This is a genomic window from uncultured Shewanella sp. (genome assembly GCF_947501665.1).
In the GTDB taxonomy this organism is placed as follows: Bacteria; Pseudomonadota; Gammaproteobacteria; order Enterobacterales; family Shewanellaceae; genus Shewanella.
Map to the genome: position 1 here is coordinate 62248 of NZ_CANMWS010000020.1, position 25540 is coordinate 87787.

The following is a 25540-nucleotide window of genomic DNA, read 5'->3' on the forward strand; positions in this document are numbered from 1 at the left end:
TCTCCAAAACCATCAAAACCCACTTCGAAGAAACCATCTTGCTTTGACTTTTGCTTTTAAGGACCCCCATCGGAGCTGCTGAGATAATTCAATCAAGAATAACGTAATTGAGGCATGGATGCCGAAATAGCCTTAGGTGAACCACGGACGGTGAATATGAGGCGATAGCTATTCTTGTTTTTTGAATAATAAAGCGCTTTGCTCCGCTAGGGACGGCACAGAGTTCCAAGGGGGATTGCTGTTGATCCCCTTTGGCCCAGTGTGGATGGGAATCCACGATTTTTCATTAAGCGCAGCTTAATGACCAAGAACCACCGTCATAAGTGAGAACATATGACTTCTCACCCAACGCAGCTAAGCTGCGCAAAAAGAATAGTAGCGATATGCTAAAAACCAAACCACCAAGTACAAAAAACGGTTTAGTTAAACTCATTAAACCTTATCGAATGAGCAATAAGCCTACAATCGTTGGCGCACAGCCTCAAACAAGCAAATACCGGTTGCGACCGATACATTCAAACTTGACACTGAGCCAACCATAGGAATAGACACTAAGGTATCACAGCTTTCACGGCTTAATCGGCGTAACCCTTTGCCTTCGGCGCCCATGGCAATGGCGATCGGGCCTTTTAAATCCGCTTGATATAACTCACAATCGGCTTCACCGGCCGCACCCACTATCCACACACCTTGCTCTTGCAAGTAACGCATGGTGCGCGCTAAATTGGTCACCTGAAATAGCGGCACGATTTCTGCGGCGCCGCAGGCCACTTTACTCACCACAGGCGTTAAACCAACGGAGTTATCTTTAGGGACAATCACACCTTGCACACCCGCAGCATCGGCATTTCGCAAGCAAGCACCTAAATTATGGGGATCGGTCACACCATCTAAAATAAGAAAGAAAGGCGTTTTAGTATCATCCGCTTTTACTTGGGCCAGCAATGCACTCAATTCATTATCATTAAGTACTTTAGCCGCTTTCACTTTTGCAACGACGCCTTGATGCTGAGCACCACTGGATTTGTCATCCAAGGCTTTGCGCGAAGCATATTGTATTGATACGCCATACTCTACGGCTTTGGTTAACAAAGGCGCCAGACGTTTATCGTCACGCCCTTGTAGAACCCACATTTCAATCACCCGCTCAGGGCTATTCTCTAATACGGCACCCACAGCGTGAATACCAAACGTGATATCTTGTTTCTTCATTTACTTCTTACTCGCTTTACGCTTAGTCGTCTTGGCTTTTTTGGCCGACGTTTTTGATTTTTTCACAGAGGCTTTAGTGCCCGCTTTACTCGTAGAAGCCTTAGCGCTGCCACCTTTATTTGCACTGGTTTTACGACGGCCTTTCTGGCTTCGGCTCTTAGGCTTTTCCGATTTTACATCGCCACCCTCTACGTTGCCTTCGCCGGTTTGGACTTTGCGTCTTCCTCTACTGGTGCTACCTGTCTTTGAGCCCTGTGCCAATTTTGCCCCTTCTCGATTAACCCGTTCCCGTGCGGTCATCGGCTTACTCACCTTACGGCGACGACCTTTATCTTCGCCCACCATCACCAGATCAATCTTACGATCGTCTAGATCTACAGCGGCGACTTTGACCGTCACAGCATCGCCAATTTGATACACTTGTTTAGTGGCTTCACCCACTAAACGCTGACGCATATTATCATATTGATAATAATCACTGCCCAAACTTGAAATGTGCACTAACCCCTCAATAAACAGGCTATTTAAACGCACAAATAAACCAAAATGTGTCACTGAGGCAATCACGGCATCAAAGGTGTCACCCACGTGATCTTGCATGAACTCACATTTAAGCCAATCATTCACATCACGAGTGGCTTCGTCTGCTCGTCGCTCTGTGGTTGAACACTCAACTCCAAGTTGATCTAGTTCATCTAATTGGTAATGAAAGCCGCCATCACTGGTCCATTTATCATTACCACCGCCGGCATTTTTAGCCAATAAATAGCGGATCACTCGATGTAATACTAAATCTGGATAACGACGAATAGGCGAGGTGAAGTGTGAATACTCGTCTAATGCTAAACCAAAATGGCCTTCATTGTCGGGGGTATACGTCGCTTGGCGCATTGATCGCAGTAACATGACTTGAATAAGCTCGGCATCAGGCCTATCAGCCACTTGATCCATAATCGCTTGATAATCGCTAGGCTCTGGCTCTAATCCGCCCGTCATGGTCAGTCCACGTTCGGCTAAGAAATCTTTAAACTGCGTCAGCTTTTGCTCTGAAGGTGAATCATGCACTCGATACAGGACTTCACCTTTATGTTTCTTCACAAATTTCGCCGAAGCCACATTGGCTAAAATCATGCATTCTTCGATGATTTTATGCGCTTGATTACGCGTGCTAGGCACAATTTTATCAATTTTACGCTGTTCATTAAAAATAAACTGCGTCTCAGTGGTCTCAAAAGCAATCGCGCCGCGCTGAGCCCGTGTGCCGTCTAAGGTTAAATAGAGTGACTGCAAGGTTTGTAAATGAGGGAACACTTGTTCATGCTTTCTCTCTATTTCTCCCCCTTCTAACATTGCCGCCACTTGGGTATAAGTCAATCTAGCGTGAGAGTGCATCACCGCCGGATAAAATTTATAGCTCGACAATTTCCCTTTTGCCGATACGGTCATTTCAGCCACCATGCACAAACGATCGACGTTAGGTTTAAGCGAGCATAAACCATTAGATAGCTTCTCCGGCAGCATGGGGATCACTTGCGACGGGAAATACACTGAGTTACCTCGAGCGCGTGCCTCGCTATCGAGTGCCGATTCTGTGCGCACATAATGACTCACATCGGCAATCGCCACCCATAAACGCCAGCCACCACTTTTTTTGGTTTCAGCATAGACCGCATCATCAAAATCTCGTGCATCTTCGCCATCAATGGTGACAAGGGGTAAGTGACGTAAATCAATTCGACCCGCTTTATCAGCCTCGGTCACTTCATCGGGAATACGACGTAACTTTTTCTCAATGACACTGGACCAAGTATGAGGTAAATCATAATTGCGCAGCGCAATTTCAATCTCCATACCCGGCGCCATTTGTTTGCCGAGTACCTCAGTGACTTGACCCGCAGCTTTAACATAACGGCCGGGGCGGCGAGTCAACTCAACAACGACCACATCCCCTTGGCGCGCGCCTTTTCTGTCTTCTTCAGCAATGAGGATCTCTTGAGTGATGCGCTTATCATCGGCGATGACAAATGCCATCCCGCCATCAAGGTGAAAACGGCCCACTAAGGCCGCTTCTCTTTGCTGCACTAATCTGACGATACGGGCATCACGGCGCCCTTTACGATCGACACCGGCCTTTTGTGCTAACACTTTATCGCCGTGAAAATACATCAACATATCACGGCTATTAATATAGAGGTCATCGCCTCCTTCTTCTAACTTGAGAAAACCAAATCCATCTCTATGTCCAATAACGGTACCCGTTAACAGATCCATTCTCTCTGGCAATCCATAGGATTTCCCTCGAGTAAACACCAACTCTCCGTCTCTTTCCATCGCGCGCAAGCGACGTCTTAACGCTTCAACTTGCTCTTCACTTTCAATATTTAGCGCTAAACCAATTTGCTCGCGATTTTGAGGTGATGTTTGTGCGCGTAAGTGATCTAAAATAAACTCACGGCTAGGGATAGGGTTGTCATACTTTTCTTGCTCACGCTTTAAATGCGGATCTTTGATCATTCATTATCCAAAATAGTGGTGCCAACCTTAATCTTATCTATCGGCTAGCACTTAATTATAAAATTCAAGTTGGCTTCTTAGCACTGGCCACCACACTCGGCGGCATTCGCTTCTCAAGCAACTTTAATAATATTGAGGCTTCATTTTTTTTAGCCTCATCAGTAAAAACAGCGTTATATAACCAATGAAAAGCAAGTTCATAGTCCACAGGACTGCCTAAACCTTCATTGTATAAACGCACTAGGCTCATTTGAGCCGATACATTGCCGCGACTTGCGGCTGACAGCACATAATTAACTGCCCTGGTTTTATCCTGGATCACAAATTGACCCCGGTAATAATAATCTGCCATTTTCATCATTGCTTCACTGCTACCTTGATTAGCAGCCTGACTCAGCAATGACATTCCACGTTTAGGATCAGGTTTAACACATTGACCCTGATTCAGCATCTCTGCCCATAAAAATTGATATAGAGGCTGCTTTAATACTTCGGCTCTCGCCTCAATATCTCTGACTAACTGGCAGTTATCACGTTTGACTTGCTGCAAGTATTGCTGACTTCGAATCAAAGTCAATAAACGTTCTTGACTGTAAATTTCCACCGCCATGGGTGTTGCACTGCTCAGTATTGGACACAACAACACCATTAAGGCTAACACATAACCTAGCATAAAAACTCCCAATGACACTATATTCCCCTTATGTCATCGGCGCTAAGGCATATTTCTTAAGATAATTGAGCACGCATATATAGCTAAATCAATATAAAATGACATACTCAGCTGGAATTAAAACTGATTTAGGCTAGGCGAATTGTTGAAAGCATAGTCATTCTACGATAAGACAAATCAACAACGCATAAATCAATTTTAAACCAGCCTGTTAGGAGAGTCAGTTTAGCGACACTTCTTTGTTGCATTATCTCAAAAGGTGCCTACATTCCATCAATAATGCGCCTCAAATTGTCGCTCAACTGCTCACTCTGAGGCTATCATTTTATATTGATTTAGCTATAAGCGAAAGAAAGGATATATTTGCATGTACAGCGTTTATTTGCTTCGATTGTCTTATGGTTTTTCTATGGTTCGTTTATCTATTTTTCACTTTAAAGTAAGACGCTATTGTTCAGAAGTCTCAAAATAAAAAGACCGCTCAACGCGGCCTTTTTACTTATTCAACAGGTTAACTGAACGGATTCACTAAAATCATGGTCTCGTTTCTGTCTGGCCCTGTTGAGATAATATCAATTGGCGTTTCTAATAATGCTTCAATGCGCTTGATGTAATTAATTGCCGCTGAAGGCAATTGCTCAATCGATGTCGCACCCGCTGTATTTTCGCTCCAACCTGGCATAGATTCTAAAACAGGTGTCACCTGCTCATAACCTTCTGCTGCGGCTGGCGTCACGGTCGCAATTGAGCCATCTGGGTATTGGTAACCCACACAAATCTTCACTTCTTCCAAGCCATCTAATACATCAAGCTTAGTTAAGCAAAAACCGCTGACACTATTGATTTGTACCGCGCGCTTCATGGCAACAACATCTAGCCAACCAGGACGACGTTTACGCCCTGTGGTTGCACCAAATTCATGGCCTTTAGTGCCTAAGTAGTCACCAATTTCACACTCAAGCTCAGTAGGGAAGGGTCCAGCGCCCACACGAGTGGTATACGCTTTCATGATCCCAAGCACATAATCAAGATGACGAGGCCCAAAACCAGACCCTGTCGCTACACCACCAGCAGTGGTATTTGACGATGTCACAAAAGGATAGGTACCGTGATCGATATCTAATAATGTCCCCTGTGCACCTTCAAACAAAATAGCTTGACCTGCTTTACGAGTTTGATCGAGCAGCTCAGTTACATCGACGCACATACTTTTCAAGTAATCTGCAATCGCCAATGCCTCAGCTAATGTCTTATCAAAATCAACAGCGTCTTCGCCATAATACTCAGTCAACATAAAGTTGTGATAAGCCATCACTTCTTTCAGTTTTTCAGCAAACAATTCTGGATTAAACAGATCCCCTACTCTGAGACCACGACGAGAGATCTTATCTTCATACGCAGGACCAATGCCACGACCGGTCGTGCCAATTGCCTTATTTCCGCGCGCTTTTTCACGTGCCACATCAAGTGCACAGTGGAAGGGAAGAATAAGAGGACATGCTTCTGAAATTAATAAACGTTCCTCTACGGGTACGCCACGCTCTTTAAGCATGTTAATTTCAGACATCAGTGCATCTGGAGCCAAGACCACGCCGTTACCGATGATGCATTTAACATCATCACGTAAGATGCCTGACGGAATTAGATGAAGAACGGTTTTATCACCATCGATAACAAGTGTATGACCCGCATTGTGGCCACCTTGATAACGAACGACATATTTTGCCTGTTCGGTAAGAAGATCGACTATCTTACCCTTTCCTTCGTCACCCCATTGGGTGCCGAGAACAACTACGTTTTTGCCCATTGTTTGCTGCAAGGTTGCGATTAAAGCAGGATTCTAACAGATTTTTAGGGGAAAATGGCAAGTAATTTATGAAAAAATAATCAATAAAATTACCCCAGCGGTGACAAAAGCCCCCCCAATACGTCGTAGAACTGCCTGATTTTGATTCGAAATTTCTTTTAAATAGGCCTGCCAGCGCCGAGGAAATAATAGCGGTCCTACCCCCTCAATGATGAATAAAAGCGCAACGGCTAACATCAAAGACTCAAATTTCATAATATCTTCTCAAAATAAAATAAAGTTAATAACCCTTATCATCCATCTTTTTTACATAAAAACAAATTCAACTCGGCCTATAAACGAATGGTCAATCATACCAATAAATTACAGGCAATAAAAAACCCAGCATAAGCTGGGTTTTTTGTGATCCCAAAAACGAATTAACGTTTTGAGAATTGTGGTTTACGACGTGCTTTACGTAGACCCACTTTCTTACGCTCAACTTTACGTGCGTCACGGGTAACGAAACCAGCGGCACGAAGTGAAGGACGTAATGCTTCATCTAGTTGCATCAGTGCACGAGTGATACCGTGACGGATTGCACCTGCTTGACCAGTGTTACCACCGCCCTTAACAGTTACGTAGATGTCTAGTTTATCAGTCATTTCAACTAACTCTAGAGGTTGACGAACAACCATACGAGCTGTTTCACGACCAAAATACTGATCAAGAGGTTGTTGGTTAACAATAATGTTACCCGTACCTACTTTAGCGAATACGCGAGCAGTAGATGTTTTGCGACGGCCAGTGCCGTAATATTGAGTTGCAGCCATTAGCTTAATCCCGTTTAGATATCAAGAACTTGAGGTTGTTGTGCAGCGTGGTTATGTTCAGTACCAGCATAAACTTTTAGTTTACGGAACATGGCACGGCCCAAAGGACCTTTAGGTAACATACCCTTAACTGCCTTCTCGATAATCATTTCAGGCTTATGATCTTGCAGCTTTTCAAAGGTGATTTGCTTAATGCCACCGATGAAGCCAGAGTGTGAATAGTACACTTTACCCTTGGCTTTATTGCCAGTAACAGCAACTTTTTCAGCGTTAATAACGATGATGTAGTCACCTGTATCTACATGAGGCGTGTACTCTGGTTTATGCTTACCACGTAGACGTGTAGCAATTTCAGTAGCGATACGACCCAAAGTTTTCCCTTCGGCGTCAACGACGAACCAGTCACGAGTTACAGTTTCTGGCTTAGCAGTAAAAGTCTTCATTTACAAAAACCCAATGTTAAAATTCTGTCTCAACATGCTATCTACTATGGTGTAGACAACACAAAATAGTGCCATTCCCCGCCCCTTCGAGCAAAGAATCAGGCTTTACAACTTCCATCCTAAAGATGGAATAACGAGGGCAGGTCGCGGATTATAGACAAATATGCAGCAAAAATCACCTTCTTTCTGCGCTATTTTCACTAATAAATACTGAATACTGCGATTTATCCTGACCTCACTATACTAACACCATAAAAACACACCCTAAAAATGGCTGTGCTTAAGGTAAATGCGCCAATGCTAAATAATCATGAGATTGCATTTCAGTTAAGCGCGATCGACAACGCCTAAATTCAAATGCCAACAAACCATCAGAATAAATCTCGGCTAACGCCACATCAGCAGAAATAATCAACTTTACGTTTCGCTCATAAAACTCATCCACCATGGCTAAAAAACGCCTCGCAATATCATCACCGGTTTCCTTCTCACCCATTTTTTCCACACCACTGAGTAACACACTGTGGTATAAACGGGCAACCTCCATATAATCTCGTTGACTACGGGGACCATCACACAAGGCCCTAAAGTCAACAAGTAATACGCCTTGAGCTTGTTTTCGAATAACAATATCCCGGCCATCAATATCAATCGGGGCTGTTGATACTTCCGACTCTGGGGCCAATTGAGCAAAATAACTGTGTAAATTATCATCAGCCACTTTATCTAATGGGAAGTGATAAATTTCCGCCTGCTCTAGAGTGCGAAGACGATAATCAATACCAGAGTCCACATTTAAGACATGACAATGCTGATTAATCAATGCAATGGCCGGTAAAAATCGCGCTCTTTGCAATCCATTGCGATACAAATCATCAGGAATAATATTTGACGTTGCAACCAATGCCACCCCTTCTGCAAACAAGGTTTCAAATAGGGTGCCAAGTAACATGGCATCGGTGATATCTGAAACAAAAAATTCGTCAAAACAAATCACCTTGTATTGCTCAGCCATTCGCTTAGCGATACCCACAAGAGGATCTTGTTGCCCTTGACATTGAGCTAAATCTAAATGCAATTGATGCATAAAACGATGAAAATGCGCACGTAATTTTTGTGTGCCAGGCAGTGCGTCATAGAAGGTATCCATGAGGTATGTCTTACCTCGTCCCACTCCTCCCCACAAATACAAACCTTGCACCGGTTTTACCTTTGCTCGGCGATGAATTAACGAGCGTAACTTAGCCCGTTTTGTTGGCTTATTATCAAGCGCTATTAAGTCATCAAATACGGTTTGTAATGCCTTTACGGCTTGTTCTTGAGTGGGATCGTATGAAAAGTCATCACGGGTTAAATCATGTTGATAATGCTGCCAAGGGGTTAATTGCGACACTGAACTGCTTCTCTTTTTATTAACAAAGACTCGGACCAAATGATAGTAAACCCATCAATTTGCTCATTCATTAAAAACCACTGAATACAAATACGCGGAAATGGTATCACGATAAACAAGGACAAGGTATATTTGATGCCATATTCCCTATCAAACTCAATTTAAGGACACAAGATGCAGTGGGCGTTAACCCTAAGTGGATTTATATTTGGCCTCATACTCGGCTATGCAGGAAAGACCTTTCTCATTCGTAATAAGTATTCTCGGCAAAGTGATCATGCCTTAAACCAAACCAAAATGGAATTTAGCCAATATAAACAAGAGGTCGCTGATACACTGGATGAGCAACACAAACAGCTCAGCATATTAACCGAACAACTCAGTAATATGAATCAAAAATGGAATGAAGCCAACCAAGTCCTTACCCCAGATAATGACAAGCACTTGACCACTTTCACAAAAAACGATAGAACAATAGAACAAGCCTCCTAATGGCCTTTATATCGACTAAATGAGAAAATTTATTCTAAACTTGGTTAACCTTTATTAATCAATATTGAACTTTATTTACATTACTTGAGTCCCATTCGATAAACCATTAACGAGTACTTAATGTTCATGAAAAATGCTTGTTATCATGAGCCAAGAACTGGAGCCATACATAGATGAAAACCAAATTATCTGTATTTTCAGCCGCAATACTGGGTGCAACATTAATTATGACCCCTGCGATATCGACAGCCGCGATCCCTCAGGCTGTCGATAGCAAACCCATGCCCAGTCTCGCCCCCATGCTAGAGACCGTGACGCCCGCTGTGGTATCGGTTGCCGTATCTGGCACTCAAGTATCAAAACAACAAATTCCCGATGCATTTCGTTATTTCTTTGGCCCAAATATGCCCCAAGAGCAAGTGCAAAAAAGACCCTTTAAAGGTCTAGGTTCAGGGGTGATTATTGATGCCGATAAAGGTTATGTGGTCACCAATAACCACGTCATTGATGGCGCTGACAATATCCTTGTGGGCCTGAGCGATGGCCGAGAAGTCGAAGCAAAATTAATTGGTACCGATCCCGAATCTGATATTGCCCTATTGCAAATCAAAGCCAAAAAACTCACCGCAGCGTCTTTTAGTGATTCCGATAAGCTCAGAGTTGGTGACTTTGCTGTCGCAATTGGTAACCCCTTTGGATTAGGACAAACCGTCACATCAGGCATTGTTAGTGCGCTCGGCCGCTCTGGCCTTGGCATTGAAATGCTAGAAAACTTCATTCAAACCGATGCCGCTATTAACAGTGGTAATTCAGGTGGAGCCTTAGTCAACCTCAATGGTAATTTGATTGGTATTAATACTGCTATTGTGGCGCCTGGAGGCGGTAATGTGGGGATTGGTTTTGCCATTCCATCTAACATGGTCAAAAGTCTAGTGAAACAAATTATTGATCATGGCGAGGTACGCCGCGGCGTTCTCGGTGTTGCAGGCCAAGATTTAACCAATGATTTAGCGAAAGCTTTTGGACTTAAAACACAACATGGCGGCTTTGTGAATGAAGTGATGCCAGACAGTGCTGCTGCGAAAGCGGGGATCAAAGTTGGTGATATTATCACCAGCGTGAATGGTAAGAAAATAAAAAGCTTCCAAGAACTTCGCGCTAAAATTGCCACTTTAGGTGCAGGAACCAAGGTCACTTTAGGACTCATTCGTAACGAGAAAAATCTAACGGTGACTGCCACCTTAGGTGAATCTGTACAGTCAGAAGAAATGGCCTCAGGGTCTGTCCACCCAATGCTTACTGGCGCAACACTGGAAAACAGTAAAACAGGTATCGAAATAACCGATGTCGCTTCTGGCTCTCCAGCGGCGCAAAGTGGACTGGTCAAAGGGGATGTGATCACAGCAGTGAATCGTACGCCTGTCAAAGATCTTAAATCCCTTAAAGCACAACTAAAAGATCGCAAAGGCACTGTTGCATTAAAAATCTTAAGAGGAAAAACTAACCTTTATCTGATTTTACGTTAACAGGAAATCAAAAATGACCGATGGGCAAATACTTCAGTATTTGCCCATTTATCTTAGGTGTTTCTAATATAATATAAGCAAATTTGTTGACGAACAAATGTCTTAAACATGTTAACCTTAGCCATCTTTTCACTCATTTTGTTTGTCATGGCCATTAAAAACAGCATCATTTACCTTTCTAAAGCCGTTATTTTCGGTTTCATTATTGCTGCTATCTTTTTATTCATTGTCCCCATTGTCACAGATGAGGGCAGCGGCCATAACTTTTTTAGCAGTGAAGTCACTGAAGGCCATGAAATGTCGTTTGCTGCTGCGGTCAGACGAGCAGCCCCAGCGGTTGTCAATATTTATACCTTAACGGTTGATAAAGATAATCCACTTAAACCGGGATCATTACAAGGCTTAGGTGCCGGTGTGATCATGAGTAAAGAAGGCTATATTCTCACCAATTACCATGTCATCAAAAAAGCCGATGAAATTGTTGTCGCGCTTCAAGATGGTCGCCAATTTATTTCTGAAACGGTCGGCTCAGATCCTGAAACCGATTTATCGGTATTAAAAATCGAAGGTGATAATTTACCCATTGCACCGCTCAATTTAAATCAACCTGCCCAAGTGGGTGATGTGGTACTGGCCATTGGTAACCCGTATAACTTGGGGCAAACCATTACCCAAGGCATCATTAGTGCAACAGGGCGCAATGGGCTCAGTTCAGGCTATTTAGACTTCCTTCAAACCGATGCTGCCATTAATGCTGGAAACTCAGGTGGAGCTTTAATCAATACTCAAGGTCGACTCATTGGGATTAATACCGCAGCCTTTCAAGTGGGCGGCGAAGGGGGAGGACACGGCATTAATTTCGCCATTCCCATCAAATTAGCACACAGTATTATGGGAAAACTCATAAAAAGTGGTCGAGTTATTCGAGGCGCTTTGGGAATAAGTGGCGAAGCTGTTGGGCCAGTCATGAGTCAACTATTGAATAAACCAAATTTAACCGGGGTAGTGATAACGGGTATCGACACCAATGGTCCCGCCGCAAAAGCAGGATTGCAACCGAGAGATGTGATCACTCGCTTTAAAGGTGAAAATATCCCTGGCGTAGAGATGCTCATGGACAGAGTGGCTGAAACCCCACCAGGGCAAACGGTCACAATGACCATCATCAGAGACGGCAAACAATTTGACGTTCCTGTCGTTATAGGGCAAAAACCAATAAGCTATAACTGATAAACTCAATCACGCCAGCCACTTTGACTGGCGTATTCACTTCAAAAAAGATCAGAATGGATTGTCTTCAACCCTTGTATTACCTGTCTTTTAACTGATTGATTAATTGTCAGTTTTTGTTTATAACTGGGCAATGAATTAAATGCGATTAATGCTTCATTATACACTTGGGACGCTAACGCTTTATTTCCTGTTAACAATAATAATTGCGCTTTTTTAACTTTCCATTGAGGACTCATCAATAAATTTGATGGTAAACGCTCAAGTGCTTTTAGCGCTTTAAAATATTGCTGATTTTTATCGTAAACGTTGACCAGCAAAGATAAATAGCTAGCAATAGGTCCATGTTGAATAATACCAGCTTCAAGACCCATCACAATCTCAGTTAATAGCACACTTGAATATGGCAAAGTTTCCATTTTCATCAGAGCTTGAGCACGTTGATGATACATCGCAGGCGAAGCATTAGCATCTTTAGATATGGCTTGACTCCAAGCATTAACACTTAACCTAAAATGCTTTTGCTTAGCATGTAATTTTGCCAGTCCAACATAACCTTTAACCGCATCCGTTAAAGCCACATATCGCGTTAACTGGGCTAATGCTAGCGAATATTGTTCTTGCTCTAAATAGAGCAATCCCAACCAATAGTCAGTCGCAGGCCAATCAGGTTTAAGTTTTGCTGCACGCTGATAGTCCTCAAACGCCAAGTGCATATTATGCCGCTCTTGATAAAGTCGCCCTCTTGCAATATATAAGCTGGCATCATTAGGATGATGTGCCAATTCATGTTGCAACTGCTCTAATCGACTACTGGATGTGCCATGAGCCAATAATGCGCTACAGTACAAAAAAACCAGTCCACAACTCGCCAACAACATTAACCTTCTTAAATCTTTACCCATGACGCCTCCGTGCAAAGCTGATGTGATATTCATTATTAGTAATGGTATTCAATAATCAATTTTGGTCTTTGAGCCCAATTAGTGTATTCGCTTGAACGAATATCGATACCATTGTTGCTTCCTGCACTTTCAATCATGATGCCATTATTAGGGCGATTACCTTGTACCCAAGCTTGTACCAAAGCCACACCCTCCCCATTGAGTGGTATTTCATAGCTCTCTGTATTTGAAGGTATGAAACTGGCTAATAGATCGCCTCGATTGGTATTCGGAGACGTATTATTCCAAGTGGCCGCCTCTTCAGACCACACTTGATCCATTCCACTTAATTGGTATGCACCACTGCTACGATTAAACACATCCAAAATCACCGATACGCCAGTGACCACCGCCGTATTTGGGATCGATGACACATTCCACTGCAATAATGTAACCAGCTCATCATTACTGCCATCATCACCATCTGCAAGAATTTCATCATCATTACCCCAGCCTTCATTAGGACGACCAGACGCAACATAGGTATCTTGTGTTCCACTATAACCTGATAAGCCATCTTGTAATTCCGCAACCATACTCCCTGAGCCTTCCACTATGACATCTTTAGCGATACTGTTTGAGGCACCTTTATCGTCAAACACCGTTAATGCCACAGTATAAACTTGTGGACTAATATATTGATGAGAAGGTGTTTGGATATAGGCAGATTGGCCATCACCGAAATCCCACTGCCAAGACGCAATAGTGCCATCACTGTCAGAAGAAGCATCAATAAAATTGACTTCTAATTGATTTATTTGATAGTTAAAATCAGCAAGTGGAGCTTGATTATCTGTTTCACTTTCAATATAATTGATGATTAGCATCGGTCGACTTGACTGAGTTGAATATTCACTTGAACGTAAGTCTATGCCATCAATACTGCCGCCACTTTTTAGCATCACTCCTTGATTAACGACTTCACCATCAAGCCAGTCTTGAACCAAATCAATGCCTGCTTGATTAAAATTCAATACTAACTCACCTTCTGGCGCATCAGAGAAACTAGCGACATTCGCTCCCATATTCTCATTAGGTTTCCCATTATCCCAAGTCACATTCGTCTGTTGCCAGTCTTGTTTCATTTGCCAAACATCATAATGACCACCGGAGGTATTAAATAAATTCAGAACAAGCTGCACTTCAGTCACCACTGCGTTATGAGGCAAACTGCTGAGATCCCATTTTAATAAGCTAATAAGCTCTCCGTTCAAGCCATCACTGCCGTCAGCAAGTAACATGGATTCTGAGCCAAAATTATCACCACTGACACCTGAGCCTATATAAGCGTCCTGAACGCCCTCATAACCGTCTAACCCTTGTTGCAAAGTGATTTGTTGTAGCCTATTTCTGATGAAGTTTTGCTGGGTATTCACCCCAATCTCATTACCATTCATATCACTAACATTATTGATGGTGAGCTGATAAAGGGTGTCATAACTTAATGCCGATGTGGTTAATATCACGCTGTTTTTGGCAACTTGCCTTTGAGCATTTGTAATTGTTACATTGTTATCAATATCATAGTTTTCAATATTTTCAGCACCTTGCTGCGCAACTTGTTCACTGAATATGACTTCGACACTGTGCTCGTCGACCCCCTCCGCCGATGTGACCGTTGGGGCAGTAATATCGGCTCCTTTTCTCAATGTATAATAATCAGTCACGCTGCCACTGTTATTTAAATAACGAGCCGTTAATTCATCCCCTTTGACATCTAACACCACAGAGCCTAATTGGTTCAATGAGGTAAACATAGCCGGATGATCTAAATCCCCACCAGAAATTTTTCCTGAGCTTCCTGCCACTGTATATACCGCACCTAAGTTTGCCCCATCTTGAATTTTTTCATAGGCACCATCGCCATCACTTCGACCACTGCCAGCATTAATTTGATGACTGGCATTAAAACTGGCAGAATCACCATAATGTCCATCAATTAAATACGAACGTTCATAGGAATGACTGTGACCACTAAACACAAGATCCACACCATAACTCTCTAAAATAGGCAAAGCCTTTTCTCGCATATCAATCAGCCTAGACTCATTATCGGAATCATGAGAGCCTTTGCTATAAGGTGGATGATGCCAAAAAGCAATCGTCCATTGTTGCGTATTCGCCGCGAGGTCATCTGCAAGCCAAGTCATCATCGCGCCATTTACGCTGCGATCGGTTTCATAAGAATCCAAATTAATAAAATGAATATTACCGTAATCAAATGAATAATAAGCTTCTGTACCTGATGCGAGCCCACCAGCCTCACCTTGGCGAGGTAATGAAAAAATATCATAATAGGGACCAGATTCAGTATCAGAATCAGCTGAATAACCATCATGATTGCCTAATGTCGCCCATAATGTGGAACGCCTTAACAATTCAGGGTAAATGTCAAAAACCGCTTTTTGATATTCACTATCAGTACCACTGTTATAGGCATTATCACCTAGCATGATCCACAAGTCGGTATCATCACTGCCCTCAAAGTTTAAATAAGCATTGTAAACTGCCTTTGCATTCGCATTGGCGGTACCAGCATCACCAATCAACCAAACCCGTGTATCAATACTGTCCCCAATAGTCGGCGAAGTGATAAACCGATAACTACTCTCACCTCCCTCTAATGTTTCAGTTTCTGTGCCCACAGAATAATAAAACACACTCTTAGCGCTCAATCCTGTGACACGCACTACATGCTCTGTTCGATTTCCAGCGATTACAACTGATTGATCTAACTGCTCGACACTCGTGCCATACCGCACAACGGAGCTGGTCGATACGTCAGTACGCCAACGAACGGTTACACTATCTGAGTTAGCCATTTGCAAATAAGGTCCCCGCGTCACAGAAGCAGCGGCTGCCAATAGAGGGACGAAACAAAGTAAACATATCAACATCTGGTAAAAATAATAAACGCGGCGCATAAGGTTATCTTCCCTGTTGACTCTTCACTTAAGTAAAGAGTGATAGATGATTATTTGAACTTTGAGGCATTACGTTTTTCAGGCTCAACTAAATTACTTTATACTGATTAAGCAAGTTCGATTATACAAAGTCAGCTTGAAAAGACACTTGCTCAAATGGCTAGTTATTCATCACAAAAATAGAAGGGAGAAATGACAAAAAAATGAAGGGAAAATGATCAATCAATGAAACGGATGCGGGTAAGAGAAGTCCTCCTACCCTTGATTTATACCCAATTGATTAAATCATTGCGATTAAACTCTACAATGTCGCCAGTTTGTCAACGATCACCCCCACCCCAGTGCGAATGGGATCCACACAAGGTAACCCTACTTCTAAACCAATGCTGGTAATGAGCTCTTGGGCTTGCCCCTCTGTCATTTTCGATGTATTGACGCAAACACCAACACATTGCACATTTGGGTTAGTCAAACGCGCCGCGCGTAGAGCGGTATCAATAGCATCTTGCAGTGGTGGAATAGGATAGTTTTCTAAATCAACAATATGCTTTCTGAGCGGATCGTGACAAAGTACGATAGCATCAGGTTGACTCCCATGGAGTAGACCTAAACTGACGCCAGCATAAGAGGGATTATGTAAAGACCCTTGTCCTTCTATTAAATCCCAATGTTGCTCATGATTATCAGGTGATAAGGATTCAGCTGCACCAGAAATAAAATCAGATATCACCGCATCCACAGCAGCCCCTTTACCCGCAATAAAAATGCCTGTTTGCCCTGTGGCTCTAAATGTTGCATCCATGCCTCGCTTATGCATTTCTTGCTCTATGGCTAAGGTGGTAAACATTTTACCCACATTGCAATCAGTTCCCACCGCGAGTAAACGCTTGCCGCTTCGTTTATCCCCATCTCCGACTGCAAACGTTTCCTTTGGATGACGAATATCCCAAATTTGCCGACCGTGAATATTGGCTGCCGTCTGCAACATATCAATATCTGCAATTTTAGTATGTAAACCTGCAGCAATATCCATTCCCGCTTCTAACGCAGCTTTTAGATGAGGTAACCAACTTTCCTTCAATAGGCCACCATGGGGGGCCACACCAATGACTAAGGTCTTAGCGCCACGCTCCGCCGCTTCTTGCATAGACACTTCGGGTAAGCCTAAGTCTACTTGGCAACCCTCAAGTCTAAATTGAGCAACACAATCTTGCCCACGCCAATGACAAATACCTTGCGCTGTTTTTGCGAACTCACTGTCACCTAAAAAAAGTAAATAAGGTTTCTTAATATTCATACTGCTGTCCTCAAATGCTAAGCCATATAGTGATTAACGAGATTAACCCCATAACCCTTGCTGACTGGGATACACTAAACCTTCGGCATATTTCAATGCATTGTCACGATCTCGTCCCATGAGTAACGGGCCATCAAGATCAACATATTTAGTCTGCTGAGCAATAAGTAAGCCCGGTGCCATCGCAAGTGATGTGCCCACCATGCAACCCACCATGACTTCAAAATTCATTTGTTTTGCTTTTTGCAATAACTGCATCGCTTCGGTGATCCCTCCGGTTTTATCCAGCTTGATGTTCACCATGTCATATTTACCCACTAACGCATCAAGATCACGGCTTGTATGGCATGACTCATCCGCACATATCATCATCGGATGTTCAATGCTTGATAAAATATCATCCTGACCAGCTGGTAAAGGCTGCTCAACCATTTCAACATTATGTTGATGCATGACATCAAGAAACTGCTCCAAATCACTTTGGTTCCACGCTTCATTAGCATCAATAATTAACCGTTGATCCGGTAGCGCATCTCGAATAGCCGCTATTCTTTCAATATCCCCTGTACCGCCAAACTTTAATTTAAGTACGGCATGACCTTGTACCTTTTTAGCCGCAAACGCCATGTCTTGAGGTCTATCTAAGCTAATGGTAAAAACCGTATCAACTGGTTTCAGTGCTTGCATACCTAGCTGTTGCCAAACAGGCTTATTTTGTTGCTTACTGAGTAGATCCCATAAAGCACAATCAATAGCATTTCGCGCCGCACCGGGTCTTAACAAGGTTTGCAAGCTTTGGGGAGTCAATATCAATGTAGGATCATCTTGAAGCCTTTTTTGCAATGTCCCAAATTGTGCCATCACAGACTGAACAGACTCACCATAACGTGCTGTTGGAGAGGACTCTCCAAAGCCTGTGAACTGCCCATCAGTCGCTTCAACAACTAAAACTTCCTGACAACTCGTGCTTTCTCGAGAGATAACAAATGGCGTATCTAACGCCCATTTTTCAGAATACATTTGTAATTGCACAATCATATTTCCTTTTAGTCAACACCCAAAGGGGCGAATACAGCTACAGATATTAGCAAGAGAACAAGTAATGAAATCCACAAACTGATACTTATATTCTAGGTTTTCCCGCACATTTTTGTAAAAATAAAGCGGATTTCCCTTGCTTTAAGTGATAAAAGTCAATAGAACAAATCATTAGAAGATAAAACAAAGAGCGCATATTGCCTTATGGCCAAGAAAACTGAACTAGATAGATACGATCTGAAAATATTATCAGAATTAAAACAAGAAGGCAGGATGACGAAAGTCAAGCTAGCCGATGCGGTTGGCTTATCTGACACTCCTTGCTCTCAAAGACAAAAAAAATTAGAAGATAAAGGGTTTATTAAATCTTATCACGCTCAAATCGACTACGACCGCTTAGCAGACATTAACTACTTTATTGTTGAATTTGCCTTTATTGATTTTTTCCCCACTGAAAGAACCCGCTTTTTAAATACTATACTCAGTATGCCTGAAGTCATTGAAATTAAAGCTGTACTCGGTGAGGTCGATTACTTTCTCACCTTTGCAGCAAAGTCTGTGCAACATTACCAATCACTCATAGAAGCACTACAAGCCAAACAGTTTATCTTTGAATACACTAGCCATGCGGTTAGCAAAACAGTTAAAAATGAGTTTGATGTCAAATTACTTGACTTGCTTTCGGTCTTAAAAACGGACTAAAGGTATATGCTAACTATCTGACTTATCAAGGATCTCGTCACAACTCATCATACAAAAACCGGTCTCTGTTGGCTGACAACCCAATTTGTATTTCTTAAGGTTTAGATCTTTACTTGAGACTAGGTAGATAATAAAAAGACCAAGCGCAATGGACAGCCATTCCCCAATATTGCCCCAAAATGCCTCAAAGGCGCAGCAACACGAACGCGAAAACTTGCTAGAACAGCAAAGAAAACGCTATCAGTGGAATACGCATTCCGCCAATTTAATGGGTGTACCACTGGTGAGCCAGCTTAATGATGAAGAACTCCCAACCCTAGAATGGAAAAGTCTGATCTGTATTACTTTATCAGAAGTCATGACCAATTTTTTAGCCGTAATGGATGACTTTAAACTCAGGCGTCAGTCTGACGTCGATTTTACCCCATTAAAAAAAAGCCATCAGAGAATACTGCCCATTGTCGAGCATTTAAAACTCCACCAAGCACCTCACCATCATTCACTGTGGCATACTTTCATGCATTTAATACATCATACTGAATTTGATAGAAAAAATTTGATGGATGAAGTTGAAAGTATTGCTTGGCCAGAAATACAAAAGACGATTAAACACATTAATCAGGTTTTACATCAATTGGAAAAAGCCAACACACAATCAGGGCTCTCCACCGACAGCTACCAAGCACTATTTAAAACCTTAAAATTACCTCGTATTGCAAGTAAAATAAAAGAAGATCATAGCTTTGCCAATCTTAGACTCGCCGGCCCCAATCCTATGTTACTTAAAAATGTGACGCAATTCCCTCCACATTTTCCACTCACCAATGACATGATTAAACATTTGTTTATTGGCAATGATAATCTTGAAAAAGCACTGCAAGAGCAACGTATTTTTATTTGTGACTACAAACCACTCTCCATCCTCTCGGAGCAAACTGGCATTTTTCAAGATCGCAAAAAAAACCTCAATGTCCCTATTGCCGCCTTCATGTTAAACGCCAACAAGCATCATTTTTTGCCCATTGCGATTCAACTCTCACAAAATCCTGCAACCAGCCCACTCTTTATCCCTCCCAGCCATAATGAAACCGATTACACTTGGCAATATGCCAAAAACAGCGTGAATTACGCAGATGCTAACTATCATGAACTCATCGTTCATTTAGGACGCACACACCTTATTGCAGAAGCTTTTGCCATTGCCACCCACAGACAATTGCCTTGTACTCACCCTATTAATCGCTTGTTGCTCCCTCATTTTGAAGGCACCTTATTCATTAATTCAGGACTCGAATCAGATTTAATCGCTGCCCATGGACCCATTGCGAATATTTTTGCAGGACAAATCACGGCCTCACAACAAGCCGCCGTTAAAAGCCGATTATCTTTTGATTTTTCAGGATCGTATTTACCCACAGAATTAAGCCGCCGTGGCGTCTTTGATCCTCAAATCTTACCTTATTTCCCCTATCGTGATGATGGACTCAAAATTTGGCATGCTATTGCGCAATGGAGTGAAAATTATGTTTACCTTTATTATGAGAGTGACAGCCAAGTCATTAGCGATCCTGAAATACAAGCTTGGCACAGTGAAGTGCGTTCATTAGGCAAAATTCACAACATTCCCACACTAACAAGTCGGCATATCCTTGCAGAAGTTCTCACCATGATTATTTTTACCACTAGCGCTCAACATGCTGCAATTAACTTCCCTCAGCGTAATTTAATGTCATTTTCACCGATAATGACAGGGGCATTATGGGATAAACGCCCTATTTCAAGCCAGGATGAAACTGCTTGGTTAAAAACCTTGCCTCCTATTGTTATCGCGCTTGAGCAACAAATGATGTTAACCCTATTAGGCTCGATTCATTATCGAAAACTAGGTGAATATAAAGATAATCATTTTCCTTATAAACCTTGGTTTAAAGATAAAAAAGTCACTGAAACGAATGGACCTTTGGTTCAGTTCCAAAATCAATTACTGCGCATTGAAAACGACATCAACACAGCGATTATCACTCGCCAATCATATTATCCAGACTGCGATCCCTATGACTACTTATTGCCCAGTAAAATTCCTTGTAGCATCAACATATAACACCGCCAAACAAAGCCATTATAAAACAATGCATTACACTTCACACATCATTAATATGTGTTATTTATCATCACTTGCAATTTAAATTGCACACAATCTAGTTGCAAATCTTTACTAGCAAGACTATAGTGAATACAACATACATTGTGCACAACTTAAATATTAGTTCAAATTGTTGAGCACACTAAAAATTGATAACAATGAAGGCCCCCTATTATTATGAAAACCTTATACCAAACTAGCGCAACCGCATCAGCAGGCCGTAATGGCGAAGTCAATACCAATGATGGCCAGCTCTCTTTATCGTTAAGCTACCCTAAAGAAATGGGCGGATCAGGAGCCGGAAATAATCCAGAGCAACTATTCGCTGCGGGCTACGCCGCCTGTTTTTCAAATGCGATTTTACATGTGGCCAAAGAAGCTAAAGTCTCATTAACCACCGCGCCGGTTACGGCTGATGTTGGCATTGGTGCCCGTGATAGCGGTGGATTTGCGTTAACGGCAAGCCTAGCGGCCACACTCGACTTACCTCAAGCACAAGCAATAGAGCTAGTTAAAACCGCTCACCAAATCTGCCCCTATTCCAATGCCACACGCAACAACATCGATGTGGGGTTAACGGTTAACGGTGAAGCGGTTTAACCTTTCGCTCACGCTTACTGGTCAATACAGCGCTATTTTATGGCGCTGTATTTATAATAAAATACGCCCATCGAATAAAATAAGTCCATTCTTATAAACGTCATCGAAAAGTCTTAATGAAAAATCATTCAAGCGTCGCTATGATGTCAGTCAGCTTCTTTTCATCTTAGGGTTAATCATGACCACTCCCGACATTCACGCCGTTATTTTTGACATGGACGGTGTATTAATCGACTCTGAACCATTATGGCAACAAGCGGAATTTGAGACGATGACAGCACTGGGTTTACCCATTCATTATGACGATACCTTACAAACCACAGGGCTGAGAATCGATCAAGTCGTCGAATATTGGTATAAACGCTACCCTTGGGCTGATTATCAAGAAAAAGAGAAAAGAAAGCATAGAGGAGAAAACAGCAATCAAGCCGTTGCTCAGCGCATTGTCAATCAAGTCATTGCCGCCATCGCCCATGATGCCAAGCCCATGGCAGGCGTCATTGCCGCACTGGATTACTGCAAAACACAAGGCTTAAACATTGGCCTTGCCACCTCATCGACATCATCAATGATTGACGCTGTGCTCAATAAACTGAATATCAAGCACTATTTTGAAGCCACAAAGTCCGCAGAGCACCTTGCTCATGGTAAGCCGCATCCCGAAGTCTATCTTAACTGTGCTGATGCATTAGGCGTGTCGCCCCATCATTGCTTGGCCATCGAAGACTCCTTCAACGGCCTCATTGCCGCCCGCGCCGCCAATATGCAAACCATCGCCATTCCCGCCCTTGATCAACAACACCTTTCCAAATGGCAAGTCGCCCACCAGCAGCTCGCCAATTTGCATGAGTTAGCGGATTATCTAAGGAAAAAGAATAGAAAAGAGTAGAGAAAAGTAGAAAAGAGTAAAAAAGCGTTAGCGGCAAGAAGCAAAGGAACAGAGTGGAAAGCGGGAAAGGGGAATAAAAATTGAAGATTAAGCGGGTACATTCCCTTGAATGTACTCGCTTCATTGTGAACACTAAGCCATGTTAATCTTTATTGTGTTTTTCTGCCTGCATACATGATTTGCACTTATTAGTGAAAAAAGTAGCATAGGTCGTTTTACTTCGGCTATCGCCTATCACTTGTTTACACTTGATGCATTTAACCAGCACCATCCGCATTATGGAAAGAGCAAGAAAAGCCACAATCATAACGGGGATCATCACTGGGTTTTTCCCCGCACCAATAGCACACAAACTTAATACGACTATAAACATTAGATGTGCAAAACGATAAGTCATTTTTACTGTACCACTACATACAAACCCTTCCATTTATCAGTATATGTAGTGGAATTAATTGTGCTCGTTCCTCCACAATCAAATGAATAATCGTTAGAATTTATATTCAATTTTTCAAGGATAAAAGAACTAATAAAGACACCCATAATTAATTTTTGACACCATAACCCAAAATCTACACGCCAAAAATCTGCTATTCGATCTCTATCATCAATATAAAGGTTAATTTAACATTAAAACTGTCAGTAACCATATAAAATAAATGGCAATATATGAATGATAAGCAAAATAAATAACTGAACCATGTTCAGCGTTATAAAAAATAGCTAAGGAATGAATGGCTGAAACTGAATCTTTGTGAATTAACACTTAATAGGTATTAACCGCGCTTAGCATCAAGATACTACCCTCTAAAATGAATAGGATTATCTCTTCGAAAGTTTAACAGTGATACATAAATTTTTAAGCCGGATCATAATAACCAAAATGCTGCTGTAAAGTCGTTACACCATAGTAATCAGCTCGATATCTTTTGATTGTTGATTGTTGATTGTTGATTGTTGATTGTTGATTGTTGATTGTTGATTTACATCTAGTCTAAGGTGTATATTGCTCTAAAATACATTTTTTTAATTGCTCAAACAGCCATTGATGACCCAAGGCATGACAATGTAATCCATCAGAGCTTAATAATTCCTTTAAAGGAACATTGGCACACAATGTAAAATAATCCAACAACATCGCATTTTTCTTTGCACAAACTTCTCTGATCCCTTGAGTATAATATTGTGCATCTGAATGTAAGTAATAACTATTTGATTGGCCAAAAGGCGTTGTTTTTTCTTCAATAAATGGAACGCCTGTTAACATTAATACAGGTGAAAAGGATTGTGCAGTATCAATCAGCTTTTCCATTGAGTATACAAAGTCATCAATAGAAATGACATTCTTTGCATTAACACTTCCTTCACGACGTATATCATTAAACCCTGGATATAAAACCATTAACTCAGGTCGTCTTGGCGCAGATTCAGTCGCCACTCGATGAATTAAATCCTCTGTCCCTTCACCAAAAACACCTAATGAATAGACAAAATGTTTCGCATTTAAACTTTCATACCATAAACGTAGTCTATGAATAAAACCGCCGTATTCGTCATCGCCCCGACCATAAATAGAACTGGATCCCAATGCGACAATCCTTTTTGGTAACATATAGCCGCCTTTTTATATTTGGAACAAAAACCTTCCTTTCATTATCCCTATGACCAACAACTATTTTATGCACTATAAATCGCCCAATAACGATGCATAAAACTGGCTAATGCTGTGCTATCTGGGTAGTCAAACTCATACTTGTTATGAAAAAAAAGGGTTAAACTGGTACGTCCATCGGTGAGCACCACAGTATAACCATCACTATCAGGCTCAACGGTGAGGCCTTCATAAAGATAACGCCCATCTTGTTTCACGCCATCTCGAGTGATTTTATTTACGACAGCTAAGGCTTGATGTACATCGATTTCATTTTTCATATAGCGCTCCTCATTAGCTTAGAACAATAGAGAAAAGCAAAATTAACGATACCTTGCTAGTGTGCGCCTCCTTAACTAGAATGCAAGAAAAACAATTTTATTGGGTCATACTTCAAATATACTCAAAAAGCTATGCATTTACACAGACTCATTTCACTATAAGGCTTGGCTATGCAATCAATCATTGAGATCAGCTGGATTGAGCTCTCGCTATTCAGCTTTATTTTACTGATCCCTTTGGGCATTAATTACTTTCTTAAACTTGCTTTAGCACAAGAAATCATTATTTCATCCTTAAGAATGGCAATACAATTGGTCCTTGTTGGACTTTATTTGCAATATTTATTTATCCTTAACAGCTTATGGGTCAATTTACTCTGGCTATTATTAATGGCATTAATTGGCACCAGCTCTATCATAGGAAAAAGCCACCTTCCCAAAAAACCCCTTTTCTTACCGATCCTGACCGCACTATTGGTCGGGCTGCTCCCCTTATTACTGATTATACTCATCGGATTATTGTCACCCGCCCCGCTCTACAGTGCGCAATATTTAATTCCATTAGCAGGCATGCTACTGGGCAACAGTTTAAGCGGCAATATTGTGGCGCTACAACGGCTTTTTACCGCATTTAAAGACAGAGAAATGGAATATGAAGGGTTACTCGCATTAGGTGCAAGCCCAGCGCAAGCGGCCTTTCCTTTTATTCAAGGGGCGCTCAAACAATCGTTAGCCCCCAGTTTAGCCTCCATGAGTACCACAGGATTGGTCACCTTACCCGGCATGATGACTGGGCAAATTCTGGCTGGAGTCGATCCTATTATTGCCATTAAGTATCAACTGGTGATCTTAATGGCCATTTTTGTCATGATCATACTGTCTGTGACAACCGCATTACTGCTCACGACACGTAAACTGATTAATCACAGCGGCTTGGTGTTAGTCGCGTTGAAAAAAGAATAAATGCAT

At 42.0% G+C, this 25540-nt stretch carries 22 protein-coding genes; 8 read left to right on the forward strand and 14 right to left on the reverse strand.

Annotated elements, in window-relative coordinates; all coding sequences use genetic code 11:
* Positions 1 to 459 precede the first annotated feature (459 nt).
* The 8 genes from rlmB to zapE all read right to left on the reverse strand — a co-directional run bounded on the left by rlmB (position 460) and on the right by zapE (position 8854).
* Entirely contained in the window at positions 460 to 1212 is a 753-nt protein-coding gene (gene rlmB, locus Q0976_RS15985) for a 23S rRNA (guanosine(2251)-2'-O)-methyltransferase RlmB (RefSeq protein ID WP_299494867.1), read from the reverse strand.
* Positions 1213 to 3726, reverse strand: coding sequence for a ribonuclease R (gene rnr, locus Q0976_RS15990; RefSeq protein WP_299494868.1), 2514 nt, complete (start codon positions 3724 to 3726; stop codon positions 1213 to 1215).
* A 64-nt stretch (positions 3727 to 3790) separates the two neighbouring features.
* Positions 3791 to 4375 (reverse strand): tetratricopeptide repeat protein, encoded by a 585-nt coding sequence (locus Q0976_RS15995; protein ID WP_299494910.1) that lies wholly within the window; start codon positions 4373 to 4375, stop codon positions 3791 to 3793.
* 535 nt (positions 4376 to 4910) lie between these two features.
* Positions 4911 to 6206: an adenylosuccinate synthase gene (locus Q0976_RS16000; RefSeq protein WP_299494869.1), complete on the reverse strand. Its 1296-nt coding sequence runs from the start codon at positions 6204 to 6206 to the stop codon at positions 4911 to 4913.
* Positions 6207 to 6272: 66 nt separating this feature from the next.
* Positions 6273 to 6461, reverse strand: a complete 189-nt coding sequence (locus tag Q0976_RS16005) for a DUF2065 domain-containing protein (RefSeq protein WP_299494870.1) — start codon at positions 6459 to 6461, stop codon at positions 6273 to 6275.
* 164 nt (positions 6462 to 6625) lie between these two features.
* Positions 6626 to 7018 (reverse strand): 30S ribosomal protein S9, encoded by a 393-nt coding sequence (gene rpsI / locus Q0976_RS16010; protein ID WP_298772815.1) that lies wholly within the window; start codon positions 7016 to 7018, stop codon positions 6626 to 6628.
* A 14-nt stretch (positions 7019 to 7032) separates the two neighbouring features.
* The gene (rplM, locus tag Q0976_RS16015) at positions 7033 to 7461 is read right to left on the reverse strand and encodes a 50S ribosomal protein L13 (protein WP_298772814.1); all 429 of its coding nucleotides are present in this window, start codon (positions 7459 to 7461) and stop codon (positions 7033 to 7035) included.
* Between the two features lie 280 nt (positions 7462 to 7741).
* Positions 7742 to 8854 (reverse strand): cell division protein ZapE, encoded by a 1113-nt coding sequence (gene zapE, locus Q0976_RS16020; RefSeq protein ID WP_299494871.1) that lies wholly within the window; start codon positions 8852 to 8854, stop codon positions 7742 to 7744.
* 174 nt (positions 8855 to 9028) lie between these two features.
* Between zapE and Q0976_RS16025 the strand changes: the two genes are divergently transcribed.
* The 3 genes from Q0976_RS16025 to degS all read left to right on the forward strand — a co-directional run bounded on the left by Q0976_RS16025 (position 9029) and on the right by degS (position 12102).
* Entirely contained in the window at positions 9029 to 9346 is a 318-nt protein-coding gene (locus Q0976_RS16025; protein WP_299494872.1) for a DUF1043 family protein, read from the forward strand.
* Between the two features lie 173 nt (positions 9347 to 9519).
* Entirely contained in the window at positions 9520 to 10872 is a 1353-nt protein-coding gene (locus tag Q0976_RS16030; protein ID WP_299494873.1) for a DegQ family serine endoprotease, read from the forward strand.
* Positions 10873 to 11019: 147 nt separating this feature from the next.
* Complete coding sequence (gene degS / locus Q0976_RS16035) at positions 11020 to 12102, forward strand: outer membrane-stress sensor serine endopeptidase DegS (protein WP_299494911.1); 1083 nt, start codon at positions 11020 to 11022, stop codon at positions 12100 to 12102.
* A gap of 41 nt (positions 12103 to 12143) precedes the next feature.
* Here the strand turns inward: degS and Q0976_RS16040 are convergent, their stop codons facing one another.
* The 4 genes from Q0976_RS16040 to dgcA form a co-directional block, all read right to left on the reverse strand.
* Positions 12144 to 13007, reverse strand: coding sequence for a hypothetical protein (locus tag Q0976_RS16040; RefSeq protein WP_299494874.1), 864 nt, complete (start codon positions 13005 to 13007; stop codon positions 12144 to 12146).
* Between the two features lie 35 nt (positions 13008 to 13042).
* Entirely contained in the window at positions 13043 to 15970 is a 2928-nt protein-coding gene (locus Q0976_RS16045; RefSeq protein ID WP_299494875.1) for a DNRLRE domain-containing protein, read from the reverse strand.
* Between the two features lie 301 nt (positions 15971 to 16271).
* The gene (dgcN, locus tag Q0976_RS16050) at positions 16272 to 17267 is read right to left on the reverse strand and encodes an N-acetyltransferase DgcN (protein ID WP_299494876.1); all 996 of its coding nucleotides are present in this window, start codon (positions 17265 to 17267) and stop codon (positions 16272 to 16274) included.
* Between the two features lie 42 nt (positions 17268 to 17309).
* Positions 17310 to 18299 carry an N-acetyl-D-Glu racemase DgcA gene (dgcA, locus tag Q0976_RS16055; protein ID WP_299494877.1) on the reverse strand — a complete coding sequence of 330 codons (990 nt, stop codon included), beginning with the start codon at positions 18297 to 18299 and terminating at the stop codon, positions 17310 to 17312.
* Positions 18300 to 18509: 210 nt separating this feature from the next.
* Between dgcA and Q0976_RS16060 the strand changes: the two genes are divergently transcribed.
* From Q0976_RS16060 to hxpB, 4 genes are all read left to right on the forward strand, one after another.
* Positions 18510 to 19007, forward strand: a complete 498-nt coding sequence (locus Q0976_RS16060; protein WP_299494878.1) for an Lrp/AsnC family transcriptional regulator — start codon at positions 18510 to 18512, stop codon at positions 19005 to 19007.
* Between the two features lie 148 nt (positions 19008 to 19155).
* The gene (locus Q0976_RS16065; RefSeq protein WP_299494879.1) at positions 19156 to 21108 is read left to right on the forward strand and encodes a lipoxygenase family protein; all 1953 of its coding nucleotides are present in this window, start codon (positions 19156 to 19158) and stop codon (positions 21106 to 21108) included.
* Positions 21109 to 21327: 219 nt separating this feature from the next.
* On the forward strand, positions 21328 to 21750 hold the full coding sequence (locus tag Q0976_RS16070; RefSeq protein WP_299494880.1) for an organic hydroperoxide resistance protein: 423 nt from the start codon (positions 21328 to 21330) through the stop codon (positions 21748 to 21750).
* A 178-nt stretch (positions 21751 to 21928) separates the two neighbouring features.
* Positions 21929 to 22639, forward strand: coding sequence for a hexitol phosphatase HxpB (hxpB, locus tag Q0976_RS16075; protein ID WP_299494881.1), 711 nt, complete (start codon positions 21929 to 21931; stop codon positions 22637 to 22639).
* A 994-nt stretch (positions 22640 to 23633) separates the two neighbouring features.
* Here the strand turns inward: hxpB and Q0976_RS16080 are convergent.
* Both Q0976_RS16080 and Q0976_RS16085 read right to left on the reverse strand, forming a co-directional pair.
* On the reverse strand, positions 23634 to 24251 hold the full coding sequence (locus Q0976_RS16080) for a GDSL-type esterase/lipase family protein (RefSeq protein ID WP_299494882.1): 618 nt from the start codon (positions 24249 to 24251) through the stop codon (positions 23634 to 23636).
* 65 nt (positions 24252 to 24316) lie between these two features.
* Complete coding sequence (locus Q0976_RS16085) at positions 24317 to 24571, reverse strand: DUF3081 family protein (RefSeq protein WP_299494883.1); 255 nt, start codon at positions 24569 to 24571, stop codon at positions 24317 to 24319.
* 171 nt (positions 24572 to 24742) lie between these two features.
* Between Q0976_RS16085 and Q0976_RS16090 the strand changes: the two genes are divergently transcribed.
* Positions 24743 to 25534, forward strand: coding sequence for an ABC transporter permease (locus Q0976_RS16090; RefSeq protein ID WP_299494884.1), 792 nt, complete (start codon positions 24743 to 24745; stop codon positions 25532 to 25534).
* The last annotated feature ends 6 nt before the right edge of the window (positions 25535 to 25540 follow it).

What these genes read in the sequence shown, in the direction of transcription:
- Q0976_RS16040 (WP_299494874.1), bottom strand. Translation starts at nt 13,007, where the DNA reads ATGGGTAAAGATTTAAGAAGGTTAATGTTGTTGGCGAGTTGTGGACTG.
- dgcN (WP_299494876.1), bottom strand. Translation starts at nt 17,267, where the DNA reads ATGAATATTAAGAAACCTTATTTACTTTTTTTAGGTGACAGTGAGTTC.
- degS (WP_299494911.1), top strand. Translation starts at nt 11,020, where the DNA reads ATGGCCATTAAAAACAGCATCATTTACCTTTCTAAAGCCGTTATTTTC.
- Q0976_RS16060 (WP_299494878.1), top strand. Translation starts at nt 18,510, where the DNA reads ATGGCCAAGAAAACTGAACTAGATAGATACGATCTGAAAATATTATCA.
- rplM (WP_298772814.1), bottom strand. Translation starts at nt 7,461, where the DNA reads ATGAAGACTTTTACTGCTAAGCCAGAAACTGTAACTCGTGACTGGTTC.
- Q0976_RS16025 (WP_299494872.1), top strand. Translation starts at nt 9,029, where the DNA reads ATGCAGTGGGCGTTAACCCTAAGTGGATTTATATTTGGCCTCATACTC.
- Q0976_RS16090 (WP_299494884.1), top strand. Translation starts at nt 24,743, where the DNA reads ATGCAATCAATCATTGAGATCAGCTGGATTGAGCTCTCGCTATTCAGC.
- hxpB (WP_299494881.1), top strand. Translation starts at nt 21,929, where the DNA reads ATGACCACTCCCGACATTCACGCCGTTATTTTTGACATGGACGGTGTA.
- Q0976_RS16045 (WP_299494875.1), bottom strand. Translation starts at nt 15,970, where the DNA reads ATGCGCCGCGTTTATTATTTTTACCAGATGTTGATATGTTTACTTTGT.
- rpsI (WP_298772815.1), bottom strand. Translation starts at nt 7,018, where the DNA reads ATGGCTGCAACTCAATATTACGGCACTGGCCGTCGCAAAACATCTACT.
- rnr (WP_299494868.1), bottom strand. Translation starts at nt 3,726, where the DNA reads ATGATCAAAGATCCGCATTTAAAGCGTGAGCAAGAAAAGTATGACAAC.
- Q0976_RS16005 (WP_299494870.1), bottom strand. Translation starts at nt 6,461, where the DNA reads ATGAAATTTGAGTCTTTGATGTTAGCCGTTGCGCTTTTATTCATCATT.
- rlmB (WP_299494867.1), bottom strand. Translation starts at nt 1,212, where the DNA reads ATGAAGAAACAAGATATCACGTTTGGTATTCACGCTGTGGGTGCCGTA.
- Q0976_RS16080 (WP_299494882.1), bottom strand. Translation starts at nt 24,251, where the DNA reads ATGTTACCAAAAAGGATTGTCGCATTGGGATCCAGTTCTATTTATGGT.
- Q0976_RS16065 (WP_299494879.1), top strand. Translation starts at nt 19,156, where the DNA reads ATGGACAGCCATTCCCCAATATTGCCCCAAAATGCCTCAAAGGCGCAG.
- Q0976_RS16070 (WP_299494880.1), top strand. Translation starts at nt 21,328, where the DNA reads ATGAAAACCTTATACCAAACTAGCGCAACCGCATCAGCAGGCCGTAAT.
- Q0976_RS16030 (WP_299494873.1), top strand. Translation starts at nt 9,520, where the DNA reads ATGAAAACCAAATTATCTGTATTTTCAGCCGCAATACTGGGTGCAACA.
- Q0976_RS16085 (WP_299494883.1), bottom strand. Translation starts at nt 24,571, where the DNA reads ATGAAAAATGAAATCGATGTACATCAAGCCTTAGCTGTCGTAAATAAA.
- Q0976_RS15995 (WP_299494910.1), bottom strand. Translation starts at nt 4,375, where the DNA reads ATGGTGTTGTTGTGTCCAATACTGAGCAGTGCAACACCCATGGCGGTG.
- Q0976_RS16000 (WP_299494869.1), bottom strand. Translation starts at nt 6,206, where the DNA reads ATGGGCAAAAACGTAGTTGTTCTCGGCACCCAATGGGGTGACGAAGGA.